The organism is Halostagnicola kamekurae (assembly GCF_900116205.1).
Classification (GTDB): domain Archaea; phylum Halobacteriota; class Halobacteria; order Halobacteriales; family Natrialbaceae; genus Halostagnicola; species Halostagnicola kamekurae.
The window spans coordinates 494,271-510,593 of record NZ_FOZS01000001.1; the positions used below are offsets into that span (position 1 = coordinate 494,271).

Annotated in this window: 13 protein-coding genes; 8 read left to right on the forward strand and 5 right to left on the reverse strand. The window is 64.9% G+C overall.

Translation table 11 applies throughout. The features are described 5' to 3' along the window. The first annotated feature begins 10 nt into the window (after window positions 1-10). The 3 genes from BM348_RS02470 to BM348_RS02480 all read left to right on the forward strand — a co-directional run bounded on the left by BM348_RS02470 (window position 11) and on the right by BM348_RS02480 (window position 4,088). The gene (locus BM348_RS02470; RefSeq protein WP_139231124.1) at window positions 11-1,495 is read left to right on the forward strand and encodes an O-antigen ligase family protein; all 1,485 of its coding nucleotides are present in this window, start codon (window positions 11-13) and stop codon (window positions 1,493-1,495) included. A gap of 150 nt (window positions 1,496-1,645) precedes the next feature. After that, entirely contained in the window at window positions 1,646-2,761 is a 1,116-nt protein-coding gene (locus BM348_RS02475) for a glycosyltransferase (protein ID WP_092901501.1), read from the forward strand. 94 nt (window positions 2,762-2,855) lie between these two features. Next, window positions 2,856-4,088, forward strand: coding sequence for a hypothetical protein (locus tag BM348_RS02480; RefSeq protein ID WP_092901504.1), 1,233 nt, complete (start codon window positions 2,856-2,858; stop codon window positions 4,086-4,088). On the opposite strand, the gene BM348_RS20505 is transcribed toward BM348_RS02480, so the two are convergent. Together BM348_RS20505 and BM348_RS02490 are read right to left on the reverse strand one after the other, a co-directional pair. Beyond that, window positions 3,978-4,241, reverse strand: coding sequence for a hypothetical protein (locus BM348_RS20505; RefSeq protein ID WP_139231125.1), 264 nt, complete (start codon window positions 4,239-4,241; stop codon window positions 3,978-3,980). The genes BM348_RS02480 and BM348_RS20505 overlap by 111 nt on opposite strands. A gap of 101 nt (window positions 4,242-4,342) precedes the next feature. Continuing rightward, entirely contained in the window at window positions 4,343-5,563 is a 1,221-nt protein-coding gene (locus tag BM348_RS02490; RefSeq protein WP_175507084.1) for a glycosyltransferase family 4 protein, read from the reverse strand. A gap of 162 nt (window positions 5,564-5,725) precedes the next feature. Here BM348_RS02490 and BM348_RS02495 point away from each other — a divergent pair, with 162 nt between their 5' ends. From BM348_RS02495 to BM348_RS02515, 5 genes are all read left to right on the forward strand, one after another. Continuing rightward, window positions 5,726-6,652, forward strand: a complete 927-nt coding sequence (locus tag BM348_RS02495) for a hypothetical protein (protein WP_092903552.1) — start codon at window positions 5,726-5,728, stop codon at window positions 6,650-6,652. Window positions 6,653-6,774: 122 nt separating this feature from the next. After that, entirely contained in the window at window positions 6,775-7,995 is a 1,221-nt protein-coding gene (locus BM348_RS02500; protein WP_092901513.1) for a glycosyltransferase family 4 protein, read from the forward strand. Between the two features lie 195 nt (window positions 7,996-8,190). Continuing rightward, window positions 8,191-8,781 carry a GNAT family N-acetyltransferase gene (locus BM348_RS02505; protein ID WP_092901516.1) on the forward strand — a complete coding sequence of 197 codons (591 nt, stop codon included), beginning with the start codon at window positions 8,191-8,193 and terminating at the stop codon, window positions 8,779-8,781. Continuing rightward, window positions 8,778-10,142 carry a lysine N(6)-hydroxylase/L-ornithine N(5)-oxygenase family protein gene (locus BM348_RS02510; RefSeq protein WP_092901519.1) on the forward strand — a complete coding sequence of 455 codons (1,365 nt, stop codon included), beginning with the start codon at window positions 8,778-8,780 and terminating at the stop codon, window positions 10,140-10,142. Before BM348_RS02505 ends, BM348_RS02510 begins: the two co-directional genes overlap by 4 nt. Before the next feature lies 1 nt (window position 10,143). Then, entirely contained in the window at window positions 10,144-11,973 is a 1,830-nt protein-coding gene (locus tag BM348_RS02515) for an asparagine synthase-related protein (RefSeq protein WP_092901522.1), read from the forward strand. A 61-nt stretch (window positions 11,974-12,034) separates the two neighbouring features. Here BM348_RS02515 and BM348_RS02520 read toward each other — a convergent pair whose 3' ends face one another. The 3 genes from BM348_RS02520 to BM348_RS02530 are packed head-to-tail and all read right to left on the reverse strand — an operon-like array spanning window position 12,035 to window position 16,091. Continuing rightward, window positions 12,035-13,147, reverse strand: a complete 1,113-nt coding sequence (locus BM348_RS02520) for an ABC transporter ATP-binding protein (protein ID WP_217642001.1) — start codon at window positions 13,145-13,147, stop codon at window positions 12,035-12,037. Between the two features lie 55 nt (window positions 13,148-13,202). Then, window positions 13,203-14,852, reverse strand: coding sequence for an ABC transporter permease (locus BM348_RS02525; protein ID WP_092901527.1), 1,650 nt, complete (start codon window positions 14,850-14,852; stop codon window positions 13,203-13,205). Then, window positions 14,853-16,091 (reverse strand): extracellular solute-binding protein, encoded by a 1,239-nt coding sequence (locus tag BM348_RS02530; protein WP_139231127.1) that lies wholly within the window; start codon window positions 16,089-16,091, stop codon window positions 14,853-14,855. Window positions 16,092-16,323: the final 232 nt, after the last annotated feature.

The following is a 16,323-nucleotide window of genomic DNA, read 5'->3' on the forward strand; positions in this document are numbered from 1 at the left end:
CAGATGGGCCATGGGAAGCAGGTCATCTATCCCGGACCCCCGTTCGCCCCTCGGTCGTTCCTCGACCTCGAGTAGTCGCCCCTATACCGCATCTGCAGCCCTCCTGACCGCGCTCTTCGTGTTCGTCGTCCCGTCGGTTGCTATCGTGACGGACTTCTCCGTTTTTCGGTTGCTCGTCGCGGCGGTTCTCGCGTACGCCCTCGCGGTATATTGGCTGGACGCCGCCTTCGAGGGAGCCTGTGCGGCGGTTATCGTCCTCGCGGTCTTCAATATAACCGCCTCCGCGGTCGTTCCCGTCACCGGCGGCCGCTCCGTCCGCATCGTCGACGTACTGCTCGTTGGGACGCTGTGCTGGCTACTCGCCCGCCGCCAGTACGCGCCCTTCTCGAGCCTCCGAAAGAGCGGTCGGCTGATCGTCGCCTTCTTCCTGATTTTCGTCCTCTGGACGTTTCTCGCGGGCGTCGTCGGGAACGGCCCCTCGAGCGAAGCGGCGTTTCTGTACGCTCGAGCACAGTTCCGATACGGGCTGTTGTGCGTGACGGCGGCCCTGCTCGTCGAGACGACGGATGTCCGCTCCGTCCTTTATCCGCTCGTCGTCGCGCTCGGCGGTTCGCTCGCGTTCGCCGTCGACGAGATATTCTCCGGCGCGAGCGGGTATCCGAGCCACTTCGGCGCTCTCGGGACGACGCTGCAGGGAATCTGGCCGACGCCGTCGCTCACGTCGTTTCCGGTCGATTCGTCGATTCTCTACGCCGGCCCGCCGGTCGGTCAGAATCGGATCGTGGTCGGGATGGCGATCTTTTTCGTCCCGCTGGTCGTCGCGGCGGTGGCACGCTCGCGACTGCACCCGGCGCTTTCGGTCGCCGGCGTACTCGGCGTCGTGAGCGTTCTTGCCAGCACGGCGGATTCGGCGTATATCGCCCTGTGTGTTGCGATCGCGGTCGTCGCGGTCTACTGGTGTCACGTCGTTCTCGGACGCTACGGGCTGTCTCGAGCCCAGTCGCTGTTCCTCCCGCTGTCGATGCTCGTCGGGGCGATCGCGATCCTCTGGGGAATCGGCGCGATCGCGGCCGGACGAGAGGAGATTTTGTTCGTCCAGACGAATCATCTGGGCGTCCGCCTGCGAGAGTATGCGGTCGCCGTCGACGTCGCCGCCCGGTATCCGCTGTTCGGGGTCGGTGGGGGCGAAAACTTCGAACGGCTGATGGACCGACGGTGGGGCGTCCACAACCTGTTTCTGGCGAATCTGGTCGCGACGGGCGTTCCGGGCTTTCTGGCGTACGTGTTTTCCGTGATAGGTGCAACCTGGCTCTGTGTCGAACGACTCCTGCGGTCTGGCCTCGACGAGCGGTGGATCTGGGTCGGTGTCCTCGCCGCCGTGCTCGGATTCTACGCGTACGCGTTCTGGACGATCGCGTTCCAGCGGGAGACGCTGAACGCGGTCTACTGGATACTCGTCGGGACCACGATCGGGGCCTCGTGGGGAGGTCAGTGACGACCGGTGCCAGACGCCGCGTTCTCCCGGGAAATTTGTGTCAGTCCGCAAATCGAAGTCCTTTTCAATACCTCATACGCAGCGAAATTATGGCCGCTCGAGAGACGCCGCTCGTGAGAGACTGACTCCGCGATCCGTTCCACTCGATCAATGTCACCGAACACAGCAACCGACGACGCGGTCAACGTTCTGCAGGTGTGTACGTACTACTACCCGTTTACCGGCGGTATACAGAACGTCGTTGAGAGTCTGGTTACCGGAATCGACTCCGTCCGGTTTCGCATTCTCGCCTCACAGCCCCGCGGACGCCCCAGCGTCGACGAGGTCGACGGAACGACGGTCGTCCGGGCCGGGAGTCTTGGCGCCGTCGCGTCGACGCCGATCAGCCCGACGTTTCCGTATCTGCTACGGAAACAACTCGAGTGGGCTGACGTCGTTCACTACCACCTGCCGTTTCCGCTCGGTCCAGTCAGTCACCTGCTCAATCGAGCGGCCGTTCCGGTCGTCGTGACGTTTCACGACGACATCATCGACAAGGAGCCGTTCGTCTATCCGTACAACCGGGTGCTCGATCGGTTCCTCCGCGGGGTCGATACTATCATCGTCTCCTCGCCGAACATGCGAGACGAGTGCGCTCGCATTTCGAAATTCTCGGCGAAAACGACGGTGATCCCGCTCGGGATCGACGTCGACGAGACGTCGGTCGAGCCCCGGACCCGCGAGGGAACGAGGCTCCTGTTCGTCGGTCGACTGGTGGAGTTCAAGGGCGTCGAATACCTCATCTCTGCGATGCGGAACCTCGACGCGTCGCTTTCGATCGTCGGAAAAGGTCCCGCTCGAGAGAGTCTCGAGCGACACGCCGAGGCAGAAGGCGTCTCGCAGAAAGTGACGTTCGAGGGCTTCGTCTCAGACGAGCGATTGGAGCAGTTGTACCGCGACGCGGACGTCTTCGTCCTGCCGTCGGCGGGCGAAAACGAATCGTTCGGCATCGTCCAACTCGAGGCGATGAGCCACGGACTGCCGGTCATCAACACGGCGCTTCCGACCGGCGTCCCCTTCGTGAGCGTCGACGGGGAGACCGGCCTCACCGTCGACCCGGGCGAACCAGACCAGATCGCCGACGCCGCCAGAACGCTGTTCGAAGACGACAATCGGTATCGTCGCTATTCGGCCAACGCACAGCGTCGCGTTATCTCGAAGTTCGACGAGCAGGAGATGCTCGAGCAAACCGCCGACGTCTATCGAGACGTGCTAGAGCGCGCGTGAATCCGGACCGACCACTCGTCTCGAGCGCCCCTCGCTGGTCCTCCTGCCGGGATTCCCCGAGTTATTATACGCCACTCACGTAGACACGCCCCGAATGGGAGTGCTGGCGACCGTCGTCGTGGCGTGTCTGTTCGCGCTGGTTAGCCGACACCGTTCGCGGGTCTATCGATACGCCGGCGGCGTCGCGCTCGCGGGGCACGTTTTCGTCGCCGTCGCCGTCGTTCCCCGGCTTCCCTACCAGTGGGACGTTCCGCTCTTTCACGAGAACGCGATGCGAATACTCGCCGGCGGCGAGACGGCGCCGCTGTCGGTCCTCGACGCCTTCGGGACGGTTCAGGCGCTCGTATACGCGCTCTTCGGCGCCGATCCGACGACGCTCGCGATCGTCAACGGACTGTTCGCGGTGCTCATCCCGCTCCCCGCGTGCTATCTCGCCGATCGGCTCTACGGGTCGCTCGAGTCGACTGACGGCCTCCTGCTCGCCTTGCTTTTTCTCCCCGCCCCGTTCGTGTTCAACAGCCTCCCCATGCGCGACGCGCTGTCGACGCTGCTCGCGCTGGCGCTGATCGCGCTCGTCGTTCGGGTTCTCGTCGACGGCCGGTACTGGTCGGCGCCCGCTCTGCCGCCGCTCTGGGGGATGTTGTTCCTGCTTCGGGAGGAACTCGCCCTGCTCATCCTCCTAGGGGCCGCCGGGTCGATTCTCGTCGCGGTGGCCACGGAACTCACCGGTGGACGACTCTCGCTCGCGTCGCTCTCGCTGGTCGCGACCCCGATCGGCCTCGCCGGATTCGCGTTGTTCTCCCGGCTGTTCCCGGTCGACATCCTCAACGCTCGACTGCAGTACCGGTCTGTGGGCGGGGCGGCCTACCTCGAGCCCATGCACTACGAGTCGTGGTTCGACGTGGTTCTCGCCGCGCCGGTCCGCGCGATCTACTTCCAGTTCGCGCCGTTTCCGCTCCACGTCGATTCGCTGTTCGATCTGCTCGCGGCCCTCTCGCTCCCGATTTTGATCGTCCTCGTCACGACATCCTTCCTGTCGTTGCGCGCCGCCGAGACGGATCCGGTCGTCGAGATCTCCCTGCTGATCTTCTATTTCGGCGGGATACTCGGCTACGGGCTGATCGACTCGAACTTCGGAACGACGATTCGCCACCGGATCCTGTTCGTGTTCCTGCTCGGCGTGTTCAGCGCGCCGGTGTTCGAGTCGTGGCTCCGGTCAGTCCGCCGGCGGGTCGACGACGCGCGTGGCGAGCAGCGACAGTCCGACGAAAAGGAGCAGGAAACTGAGGAACTTGACGCCGGCACCGAGGTCGGTCGCGAACACTGAGACGACGCTCGCGAGCGCGAACGCGCTGACGAGTCCGGCCTGTACCCGCTCCCGGCCGAGCATCGACAGGACAACGCTGTTTGCCGCCCACCGCCGGACCGTCCGCAGCATCCGATACGTTTTCGACTCCGAAACGAACTCGAGAACTCCCATACCCTTCGTGTCCGGAACCAGGGGCGACGGCCACATAAACACCGCCGATGAGCCGCGACGAGTCGGATCGATTGCTCCGCGCGACGAACCGAAAACCGGTTTCAGGCGCTGATCCGTTCGAACAGCCGCTCGACCCGGTCGGTGACAGCTTCCCACGTGTAGCCCGACTCGAGGACGTACGAGCGGGACGCCTCGCCCGCCGCCGCTCGCTCGGAGGGCGGTACCCGCGCCCAGGCGCTCATCAGGGCCGCCATTCGGTCCGCGTCGCCGGGCGGAACGAGCAACGACTCCGGAACCGCTGGCTCATCCTCGAGGTCCTCCAGTATCTCCGGCGTCGCGCCGGCGGTCGTCCCGATCGCGGGCGTTCCAGCGGACAGCGCCTCGAGCGTCGCGAGCCCGAACCCCTCGAGCTCGAGCGTCGGGAGGACGAACGCGTCCGCCGCGGCGTAGGCGGCCGCGAGCCGGTCGTCGGGGACGTATCCCAGAAACGTCACGGCCGAGTCGATGCCGCGGTCGACAGCGCGCGACTCTAACTCGCTTCGAAGCGGGCCGGAGCCGCCGATGTAGAGGTGGGTGTCGCCGTTCTCCCGGTGGACCTCGGCGAACGCGTCGAGCAGCGTCTCGAGGCCCATCCGCGGCGTGAGCCGGCGGATGGTGAGAAAGTTGCAGGCGTCCGGGTCGAAGTGGTCGGTCTCGGACGCCGCTTGGTCGACGCGGTCGACGTCGGATCCCGCTCGCGGAGCGAATCGATCGACGTCGACGCCGCCGGGGATCACGGTGCTCGAGCGTACCCGCGGGTGAAAGTCGGCGAGGCGCTTTCGCATGAACTCGCTCAGGACGATCACCGTCTCGCAGTTGCCCATCACGCGGCCTTCGATCCGCTGGCGGAACTTGCGGTTGAGCCGATGCCACGGGGCTTCCCACGCGCTCGTCGCGTCCGTCCGCTCTCGGTACTCCACCGCCCAGAGACCGTGGAGGGTGTACGTTCGCGGGATTCGGTCCGGAAGCGCCCGGTCCACGCCGAACGAGCTCAGCGCGCCGTGGAAACTCGCCAGATCGATCGGCTTGGCCGAGTCGATGGAGGCGACGCATCGATCGATCGTTCGAAGCGTCATCGGGAGTCGCGGAATCGATGCGTCGTAGCGCCACACGTCCATTCCCGCGACCCGTTCCCGAACCGGTGCGCTATCTCGCCGTCTGGTGACGACCGAGACGTCGTGGCCTCGCTCGACCAGCCGTCGACCGACCTCGTAGTTGTACCGCCCGGAGCCGGTGGCGCTCGGTTCCGGGAAGAGGTTGTTCGTCGCGAGCAGCACGTGCATAGGTCGGTGTTTCGGGTGGGCCCCGTAATCGTTTCCGTTCCGACGGGGCCCGTCCCGCGCTGGGGCCGCGAGTGTAACCGAATCGCGCGGGCGCAAGCGGCGCACCGAAACACAGATCGGCACCGAAACACAGATCACGGTTCCACACACGATACAGACCAAATGAAGGCACGTTCCAGGATTCGTCGAGCGATCGACGCTCCGATTCTGTTTCTCAGGCACGCGAATCGCCTGTCCCATCGGCGGTTCGGCCTCCACGAGCACAACCCCGAGGGGATCGATCCGTTCGCGGCGGACTGGGACACGCTGGCGATCCTCGACGCCTGCCGGTATGACATGTTCGCGCGCAGGTCGCAGTTGCCCGGCCGACTCGAGCGCCGCCGATCAAAGGCGTCCGCGACGGTCGAGTTTCTGCGGGCGAACGTCGACGGGCGGGACCTCCGCGACACCGTATACGTGACGGCGAACCCGCAACTGTACTGGAACCGCGAGTCGATAGACGCCAGGTTCCACGACGTAATCAATATCTGGCGGGACGACGGCTGGAACGACGAGCACGGGACGGTCCTCCCGGAGACGGTCACGGAGCGCGCGCTCAGAGCCACAGAGCGGTACCCGCACAAGCGCATCGTCGTCCACTACATGCAACCGCACTACCCGTTTATCGGCTCGCAGACGGAGTTCGACAAGGACCACCTCGAGACGGCCGAGTGGACCGGCGAAAACGTCTGGAACCAGTTGCTTCAGGGCACGCTCGAGGTCGATCGCGAGGAGATCTGGCGGATCTACGAGGAGAACCTGACTCGCGCCCTGCCACACGTCGAGACGCTCGTGACCGAACTCGAGGGGAAAACGGTCGTCACGGCCGACCACGGGAACATGGTCGGCGAGCGGGCGTCCCCGATCCCGATCCGGGAGTGGGGCCATCCGCGCGGGATCTACACTCCGGAGCTAGTCGACGTTCCGTGGCTCGTCCACGAGAACGGGCCTCGACGTGAGGTTCGCGCGGACGATCCGACCGACCGGGATCGCGGCGCGACCGACGATGTGGTCGTCGACCGGCTCCGCGGTCTCGGATACGCCGAGTGACGGCGACTCGAGCGAGTGAAACCGATAGAGCAAAGCGGCTCCTGTCGTCAGTTGCCGACGACGACTCGGCCGGACCATCGGCTTCCGGTCGCCAGTTGCCGACGAGACGGGACGAGATACGCATGGAAATCGGATTTATCCACCCGAGCTATCCGCAGGGAGAGGGGACGGGAGCGGTCCAGAGCGCCTCCCGCATCGTCTCCGAGTTAGCGACTCGAGGACACGACGTGACCGTCTACTGTCGGGAATCGCCGCCCGAGACGGGGCGCGATCACCCGGACCTGTCGATTCGATCCCTCGAGCGCTCGGGCTATCCGTACCACACGGGCCTCCAACTGGATCGAGCGCTCCGGGACCGACGCGCGGAGTTCGAGGCGTACGACGTCGTCCACAGCTACGTCATGAACGCGCTCCCGGCGCTGGGAGAGATCGCCGCGGAGACGTCGGCGGCCACCGTCGTGACGTTAAACGCCTACGGCGGAATCTGCGCGAAGAACGACCTCCGCTACATGGACCGGGAGCCCTGTACCGGAAACGGGCTCGCGAAGTGTGCGACCTGCTCGATCGCGACCAGCGGCGGCCACGACGAGGACGGCATGCTCTACCGATCGGCGAGCCGACTCGGCTACCTCAAGCTGGTTCGAGACGGCGAGCGAAACGCCGATCGAATCGACGCCTACCACGCCCTGTCGCCACACATACGGGAGACGTACGCCGACTTCGGCTTCCCGCGGGATCGACTCGAGGTGATCCCGAACATTCTCGACGACCGGTTTTCCCGGCCCCACGAGAGCGACTTCGACGAGCCCTACGAACTACTGTACGTCGGCTCGCTCGATAGCCATAAGGGAGTCGAGCGATTGATTCCGATCCTTGCAGCGTTGTGCCGGCGCTCGTCCGCGCGGTTTCGCCTGACCGTCGTCGGCGACGGCGGGCTCCGGTCCGATCTGGAACGACAGGTGGCGGCGAACGGGCTCGAAGACGCCGTCTCAATCACTGGCTGGCTCCCGAACGAGGACCTGCCGAGCGTGTTCGCCGCCCACGACATGTTCCTGTACCCCGGCCAGTGGGACGAGCCGTTCGGGCGGGTGTTCCTCGAGGCGCTGGCGACCGGGACGCCGGTCGTCGCCAGCGATGTCGGGAGCGTCGAATCGATCGTCGCCGACGGCGGGCGAACCACCGACGGAACCGTCGACGGGTTCGTCGAAACCGTTCTAAAACTCCTCGCGGCCGACGAACTGGAGTCGATCTCGGCCGCCGCGAAACGGCGGGCCGAAGCGTATCGAGCCGACGTCGTCGTCCCGCAACTCGTCGAACTGTACGAACGGGCGCTCTCGCGGTGAAACGAAACGACCAAGGCTCGGTGGTTCTGGTCAGCACCGCCACGAATTCGGCACGGATTTTGTTTTGGTTGGCCTAAAAATCGCAATCGTTTTGAGGATGGCCTAAAATCACATAGTCAAACGGGGCAGGCGTATGGAATCTGTAATTCACACGGAACGACACCCAGATCGGGCGGGAAAGCGATCTATTTACGCATGACTGGGCCACGGGAACGTATCAGTTCGGAGTACAGTTATTTCACCACCGAAGCGGCTATCGGGAAATCGATCGGCTTCCGGGAGGTGGACATAGAGCGCGATCTGGGACGACTCCACACCTGGTTGAACAGCGAGCACGTACTCCCGTACTGGGAGCAAAACGATCCGCTTCCGGTCGTTCGAGACACGATTCGAGAGCGGGCGACCGATCCCAATCAGACGCTCTACATCGGCTACCTCGACCACACGCCGATGAGCTACTGGGAGTCCTACTGGGCGGACGAAGATCGGATCGGGGACTACTACGACGCGCGTCCGGCCGACCAGGGCTTTCACCTGCTCATCGGCCCCGAAGAATACCTCGGGAAGGGGTACGCAACGCCGTTAGTGCGGGCGATGGTCGCGTTCCAGTTCCGTCACGCCGAAACGGATCGTATCGTGACGGAACCGGACGTCCGAAACGACCGCGCTATTCGCGTCTTCGAAAAGAGCGGCTTCGACCCCGTCCGCGAGGTCGACCTGCCCGATAAGACGGGTCTGCTCATGATCTGCGAACGCGATGGGTTCGAAGCGGGGGCAGACCCGTGACCGACGGCTACGACGTCCTCGGAATCGGTGTCGGACCGTTCAATCTGGGGCTCGCCGCGCTCCTCGAGGACGCCTCGGCCGACCTCGAGGTCTGCTTTCTCGAGCAGGAACCGGAGTTCAACTGGCACGAGGGGATGCTCATCGAGGAGACCACGCTCGAAGTCCCGTTCCTCGCGGATCTGGTGACGATGGTGGACCCGTCGAACCCCTACAGCTATCTCAACTACCTCAGCGAACGGAACCGCCTGTACGAGTTCTACTTCTACGAGGAGTTTTTCATTCCCCGACGCGAGTACAACGAGTACTGTCGGTGGGTCGCAGATCAACTGCCGACCCTCGAGTTCGATCAGCGCGTTACCGACGTCAGGGTCGAGGGCGACGCCTTCGCCGTGGAAACGGTCGATCCGACCTCCGGCGAGCGCTCGAGCTACGTCGCCGACGACGTCGTCATGGGGATCGGGACGCAGCGACACATCCCCGAGCAGTTCGAGGACCACCTCGGGCGGGACGTGTTCCACTCGGCGTCCTATCTCCACAACCGCGAGCGCTGTCTCGAGGCGGACTCGATCACGGTCGTCGGCTCCGGCCAGAGCGCCGCGGAGGTGTTTCGCGATCTCCTCGAGCGACAGGCGGACCGCTCGTACAGCCTCGACTGGCTCACTCGGTCCCGCGGATTCTTCCAGATGACTGACGCCAAGCTGGGTCACATGATCTTCACGCCCGATTACACGGAGTACTTCTACGATCTGGATCAGGAGACCAAAGACGAACTCCTCGCCGACCAGGGCCTCCTGTACAAGGGCATCGATGAGGCGACGAGCGCGAAGATCTACGACGCGCTGTACCAGCGTTCTATCGGAGACGACGACCCGGACGTCGGGCTCCTCGCCGCGACGGCGGTCACCGACATCGGACCCGCTCGCGCCGACTCGGACGGCTACCAGTTGATCTGCGAACAGTGGCAGGAAGCCGAACAGTTCGTCCACGAGAGCGAGGTGGTCATCCTGGGAACGGGCTACAACCGCACCGACCCGCCGTTTCTCGCGCCCCTCGAGGATCGGATCCACCGCGATGAGGACGGCCGCCTCGAGATCACGAAAGACTTCCGGCTCGAGACCGACCTGAGTGCCGGCGAGATATTCGTCCAGAACGCGGAGTTACACACTCACGGGGTCAACGCCCCCGATCTCGGTCTGGGTCCCTATCGGAACGCGACAATCGTCAACGAGATCGTCGGCGAGGACGTATACGACGATACGAGGGCAGACACCTTCCAGAGCTTCACGGTCGACGATTTCGTCGACAGGCGCGGCGCTCGACGGCTCCCGGAAACTCGCTCGCAGATCCCGACCGACGATTGAGATGGTCGGGATCTCTGGCGCGTTCGGCGAGGCCGCCGGCAGTTGCGACGTCGAGACGGTTCCGCCGACGATCGACGGCGGCGAAGTCACGGATCGCTACCGCGAGCGAGGCGTGACCATCAGCTCGGCGTTTCACGCTGGCATGGCGACGGACCAGCCCGTCGAGGCCGCAGACGGCGGGCTCGTGTGGGTCTGGGGAGAAGTCTACAGCGTCACCGACGGTGCCGGCGCTCGGACGACGGTCGACCCAGCCGAGTCCGCGCGTGTCTGTGCGAGGCAGTATTCGGAACACGGTCTCGAGTTCATCAGCCGACTCGACGGGGAGTTCGTCGGCTGTATATACGACGCTGACGCCGGTACCGTCTCGTTCTTTCTCGACCGACTCGGCGCGCGGCCGCTTTACTACTGGAGTGGGGAAGATGGGTTCGCCTTCTCGACGAGCGTCCAGACGGTCCCGCTGGTTCCGGAATTCGAGCCGCGATTCGACGAGCGGTACCTGGCCGAGTATCTCTACTGTCGGCGGACGCTCGGGACGAAAACGCCGGTCGAGGGGATCGAACAGCTCCCGCCGGCGACGGTGCTGACCTACGATCTCGAGTCGAAGACGACCGAGCAACACCGCTACTGGGAGCCGCGATACCGGCCGGTGGACGAACCCCTCTCGTATTTCACGCGGGAACTGGCCGACCGGTTCGAACGGGCGGTCGCCGACCGGACGAGCGACGATCGCGAGCATGGCGTCTTGCTGAGCGGCGGCAGCGACTCTCGTGCGGTGCTCGCCGCCGCGGACGAGCCGCCGACGGCCTTTCATCTGGGAGACGGGTGGAATCGAGAGGCGCGGATCGCAAAGCGAGCGGCCGACGCCGCGGGAGCGGCGTTTCGCCTCCTGAACCGCGGCCCGGACTATCACGCGACGCTGTTAGAGCGCGCGGCGCCGATCCAGGAGTTCGTCGGCCCGTTTCACACCGGGCACGCGCTCGGGTTCGCCGAGGAGATCGACGCGGAGGTCGATACGCTGCTGACGGGCCTGTACAGCGACGACCTCTTCGGCTCGTGGAGCGTCCCGCAAGCGACGCTCCGACTGCCCTTCGGCGTGCAGTTCTGGCTCCCGTTCGAGCGGCTGCCGTCGACGACGGCCGACTTCGTGGCAAACCAGGTGGCCGCGGGACCGACGCGAAAGCCGGCGTTTCTCGAGTCGAAGCCGCTGGAGGACGTTCTGGCCGAGAACGTCCGCTCTCGGAACGGCCGCGTCGACTATCACGGCGTCGACTACGAGTCGGTCGAACAGCTGAGTCTGAGTTCGACGCTGTACCCGATCACCAACGGGATCGGCTTCGACCTCTACAGCGCCCTCCAGATCGCGCCGACGCGGAACCCGTTCCTGGACCGGCGGCTGGTCGATCTGGCGCTCTCGATGCCGCTGAAGTACCGGCTGCGCCACGACCCGCTCCACCGGGCGATGGCGAAATTCGATAGCTCGCTCGCGGAACTCCCCCACGCCTCGAGCCGGCTCCCGATCGAGTACCCGAAGGCGGCACACGTCCTCGGCGCTCGCGTGACGAATCAGCTCGACAAACTCGGCCGGTCGAACTCCTACCGGACGGACGGCCCGTGGCAGGACCGCGACGAAGTCGTCAGAACCGACGATTTCGTGGGCCGAAGCCTCGAGGCGAACGAAGCCGTCGGCCGTCGGCTCCCCGGCATCGACATGGACGCAGCCCGCGAGACGTATCGCCGCCATCGCGCGGGTGAGATCGACGCTGCGGAGGAACTGTACCGGCTCGTCACCGTGCTCGAGATGCCGCTGACGGAGCGAGTCGTCGGTGAGTGAGTCCTCGAGAAATGGGTTGTCAGTGCAGTGAGCCGTCGAGAATCGAACTGTCGGGAGTGCGTTACTCGTGAGGATACCACACCAGCGGGTGGTTCGCGACGAGATCGACCCGAACCGTCTCGCCGACGTCGAACACCTCCGTATGGCCGTGGAGACACTGCACGGTGTCGCCGCCTTCGGTCTCGACGCGGTAGATAAATGACGGCCCCTGATACTGGCGTCGCGTGATCGTGCCGTCGGCTTCGTTCTCAGTCGTCGGCGTCACGCGCAGGTCGTCGGGACGGACCAATACGTCAACTGTCGCCTCCTCGAGTAGCGTCCCCCAGTCCGATCGCTCGACTCCGACGAGCGCGTCCGCGTCGAGCCGACCGACGTCCGTCACGAGCGTGTCGTCTTCGGCCGTCGCGGAGAGGAATCCGGCGCGACCGAGGAAGGAGGCGACGAACCGCGACGCCGGCCGCTCGAAGACCTTCTCGGGTCGTCCGACCTGCTGGAGGTGGCCGTCGTGCATCACGCCGACGCGGTCGGCGACCGACAGCGCCTCTTCCTGATCGTGGGTGACCCAGATCGCCGTCACGCCCGTCTCGTCGATGATCCGGCGGATCTCCTCGCGCATCGAGACGCGGAGGCTCACGTCGAGATTCGAGAGCGGTTCGTCGAGCAGGAGGACGTCGGGTTCGGGCGCGAGCGAGCGAGCGAGCGCGATGCGCTGTTTCTGACCGCCCGAGAGTTCGCTCGGACTGTCGTCGGCGTGGTCCGCCAGGTCGACGAGCTCTAACAGCTCCTCGACGCGGGCCCGGCGCTCGCTCTCGTTCCACTCCGACAGTCCGAAGCCGACGTTCTCGGCGGCGCTCAGGTGCGGAAAGAGCGCGAAGTCCTGAAACACCAGCCCGATGCCGCGCTCCTCGGGCGGGACGAACGTCCCGTCGTCGCCGGCGATGACGCGGTCTCCGAGTTCGATGGTGCCGGCGTCGGGGCGCTCGAGGCCCCCGATCAGCCGCAGGGTCGTGGTCTTCCCACAGCCCGACGGTCCCAGAAGCGTGAGCACTTCCCCGGTGCCGACCGACAGCGAGAGGTCTTCGACCGCGGTCTCGCTCGTGTACGACCGCACGATGTCCTCGAGTTCGAGCACCGTCGACTGTTCGGGGTCGTCGTCGAGATCGGCGGACGACATCGCCGACTCTGTCGGTGCGAGCGATCTATCGTAGTGATTGTTTCCTTGCATGAGTTCACTCCTCCTGTGAGAGGATGATGACCATCGAGAGCGCCGAAACGACGATCAACACCAGCGCGGGGACGGCCGCGAACCCGTAGTATCCGGATTCGCGGACGCTCCAGATGTAGGTGACGAGCGTTTCGAAGCCGATCGGGTTAAGCATCAATGTCGTGTCCAGCTCCTTCATCGTGGTGAGAAAGACCAGCGCCGCACCGCCGATCACGCCCGGCGCGATCAGCGGGAGGGTGACTTCTCGGAACGCCCTCGCCGGCGTCCTGCCGAGCGTCCGAGCGGCTTCGGTCAAGCTCTTGTCGACGCGGCGCACGGACGACCGCGTCGAGCCGACGGCCTGCGGGAGGAATCGGATGGTGTACGCGAAGATCAAAAGCGGCAGCGTCTGGTAGAGCGCCGGAGTGACGTCGACGCCGAAAATCAGCTTGTTGCCGAGGTTCGCCTCGTAAGACGTGGCGAAGAACACGAGCGCGAGTCCGAGAACGACTCCCGGCATCGCATAGCCCACGTAGGTCGCCCGGTCGAAGAGTTCGGCCAGCCTGGATCGGTGTCTCGCCGCGAGGTACGCGACCGGAAGCGCGGCGACCGCACAGACCAGCGCCGCCGCCAGCGAGACGGACACAGAGTTGAGCGCGAACTCCCACTGGAAACGGGCGCCCCGTCTGGCGGTCTGGGTCGGACTCCGGAGCAGCCAGTGGGTCAAGACGGCAAGCGGGACGATTAGACAGAGCGTGACGACACTCCCACAGAACGCGAGCGCGGGCCCTTTCCACGCCCCCAGCGAGACCGTCGTGTCGCTGCCCGAACTCCCGCCCGCGCCGACGTAGGCCCCGCTGCTCGAGTCGCCGATCCGGGACTCGATCGCGAGGATAACTACGGTGATCGCCAGCAACAGCACGGAGAGCATGGCGGCCGTCCTGCGACCGAAGGCGTTGAACTCGACGAAGATGACGCGAGTGAACACGTCCAGGCGCATCAGCGACGGCGTACCGAAATCGGAGAGCGTGTACAGCGCGACCAGAAGCGATCCCGACGCGATTCCGGGCAGGAGCTGCTTGAGCGTCACGCGCCTGAACGCCTGCCAGCGCGTGGTTCCGAGCGTCCGCGCGGCCTCGACGAGTTGCTGGTCGAAAGAAAGCAGCGACGCCCGCGTCGTGATGAACACGTAGGGATAGGTATACAGCGTGAGCACGAGCGTCGTCCCCCAGAACCCGTAGATGGAGGGAATCGATTCGATGCCGATCGGTGCGAGCGCGTCCGAGAGCTGTCCGCTGGGGCCGAACGCCGCGATGAAGGTAAACGCGCCCAGGTAACTCGGGATGACGAGCGGAAGGGCGACGGCGATGGTCCAGAACCGGCGGAACGGAAGGTCAGTCCGCGCCGTCAAGAACGCGAGGGGCACGCCAAGACAGATCGACGCGCCGGTGACGGTGGCGACGAGGCCGAGGCTGGTAAGCAGGATCTCGACGGTCGTCGGGCGCGCGACGATCGACAGCGCGTAGTCGATATCGACCTGCAGCACGCGAAAGACGATCCACACGAGCGGCGAGAGCATCGCTACGGCGATCGCACCGCTCAGGAGCGTCAGGCCGACCGGATAGCCGTCGTCCTCGGTCTCGAACTGCCCGACCAGCTTGTCGCTCACTGACATCTATAGTGCGCCGACATCGCGCAGTAGGTCTAGCGTCGGCTCGAGGTCCGCGAGTTCGGAGAGGTCGAAGTCCGGCGGGTTTAGCTCGTCGATCGTCGGCAGGTCCCCGACCGGCGGGACGCTGGGGAGCAGCGGGTATTCGTACCCGCGCGTCCCCAGGAACTCCTGGGCCTCGATGCTTTTCAGGTGGTGGATAAAGTCCACCGCGAGGGTCTCGTTCGGCGTGCCGCGAATGATCTCCGCCCCGGAACAGTTCACGAGTGCGCCCGCATCGCCCTGCGTGAACGCGAGATCGAGCGGGGCGTCGGGACGCTCTTCGTATACGAGCCGCGAGTAGTAATGATTCGAAAAGCCCGAGCTCAGTTCGCCGTCCGCGACCCTGTTCGCGACGACGAGCTCGGTGTCGTACGTGTCGATCCCCTGCTCTTGGACGCCGTTCAACCACTCGCGCGCCTTGCTCTCTCCGTGGATGTGTCGCATCGCGGTAACGAACGCCTGAAACGCGCCGTAGGTGGGCGCCCACCCCATCGAGTCGAACCGTGAGTCTTCTGCGAACTCCATGATGTCGGTCGGGATGTCGGACTCCGAGAAGTCGTTCGTGTTGTAGGGAATGCTCCGAGCGCGCCCCATGATCCCGATCCACTGGTCCGTCGGATGGTACGTATCCGGGATCTCGTCTACGAGATGCCCCGGGAGTTCGACCGTCGCGTCGTTCTCCGAGACGATCCCGATAGATCCCGCGTCGATCGCCCAGAAGATGTCGGCCGGACTCTGACCGGCGTTGACCTCCTCGGTAATCGTATTTGCGAGAGACGAGGAGGAGTCTTTGTCGACGTTGACGGTGAAGTCGCGGTAGGTCTGCTCGATTCGCCACATCAGATTCTCGTACAGACCGCCCTCGCCGCCGCCGAGATAGACCGTCAGTTCCCCCTGCAAGTCCGGCAGATCGAGCATCGAGCGGCCAGTGTACTCCGTGGGCCGGTCCTCGATGAGCGGCCCGGAGCCGCGCCACTCGTCGAAATTGAAGAGTTCGTCAGTCGTGTACGTCTTCGGATCCGGAATCGGTTCGTCCCGCGAATACGTCGACTCCTCGGACTCCTCGCTGATACACCCTGCGAGCGCGAGCGCGCCCGCCGTTGAACTGGCAAGAGTGAGAAACTTCCGTCGTCCGTGTCGCGTCCCGTATCCCCGCTCGGAACGCCGGCGCGTCTCATCGTCATTGCTCCCGCTTTTGGACATGCTGTCCTATTTTTTGGCTTGCCTAAAATGTCTTTACATTCGTCGGAGTATCGGAGTGTTCAGACGTGATAGGACGGGACGTACGGGCCCACCTGTAGCGGATAAGCGGGTCCCCGCGAGTATCCGGATCTAGCGACGCTCGCGTCTAGTACCTGTCGATCGTTTCGTTCGGCCGTCAGTCCGTGTTCTGGGCGCGGATTCACCACGGCACGGAGTGTTCTCTCCGGACGAA

Bases quoted from the DNA above. Each gene is read 5' to 3' on its own strand.
- BM348_RS02520 (WP_217642001.1), bottom strand. From the start codon at position 13,147: ATGTCGTCCGCCGATCTCGACGACGACCCCGAACAGTCGACGGTGCTC.
- BM348_RS02480 (WP_092901504.1), top strand. From the start codon at position 2,856: ATGGGAGTGCTGGCGACCGTCGTCGTGGCGTGTCTGTTCGCGCTGGTT.
- BM348_RS02475 (WP_092901501.1), top strand. From the start codon at position 1,646: ATGTCACCGAACACAGCAACCGACGACGCGGTCAACGTTCTGCAGGTG.
- BM348_RS02515 (WP_092901522.1), top strand. From the start codon at position 10,144: ATGGTCGGGATCTCTGGCGCGTTCGGCGAGGCCGCCGGCAGTTGCGAC.
- BM348_RS02500 (WP_092901513.1), top strand. From the start codon at position 6,775: ATGGAAATCGGATTTATCCACCCGAGCTATCCGCAGGGAGAGGGGACG.
- BM348_RS20505 (WP_139231125.1), bottom strand. From the start codon at position 4,241: ATGGGAGTTCTCGAGTTCGTTTCGGAGTCGAAAACGTATCGGATGCTG.
- BM348_RS02495 (WP_092903552.1), top strand. From the start codon at position 5,726: ATGAAGGCACGTTCCAGGATTCGTCGAGCGATCGACGCTCCGATTCTG.
- BM348_RS02490 (WP_175507084.1), bottom strand. From the start codon at position 5,563: ATGCACGTGCTGCTCGCGACGAACAACCTCTTCCCGGAACCGAGCGCC.
- BM348_RS02470 (WP_139231124.1), top strand. From the start codon at position 11: ATGGGAAGCAGGTCATCTATCCCGGACCCCCGTTCGCCCCTCGGTCGT.
- BM348_RS02505 (WP_092901516.1), top strand. From the start codon at position 8,191: ATGACTGGGCCACGGGAACGTATCAGTTCGGAGTACAGTTATTTCACC.
- BM348_RS02525 (WP_092901527.1), bottom strand. From the start codon at position 14,852: ATGTCAGTGAGCGACAAGCTGGTCGGGCAGTTCGAGACCGAGGACGAC.
- BM348_RS02530 (WP_139231127.1), bottom strand. From the start codon at position 16,091: ATGTCCAAAAGCGGGAGCAATGACGATGAGACGCGCCGGCGTTCCGAG.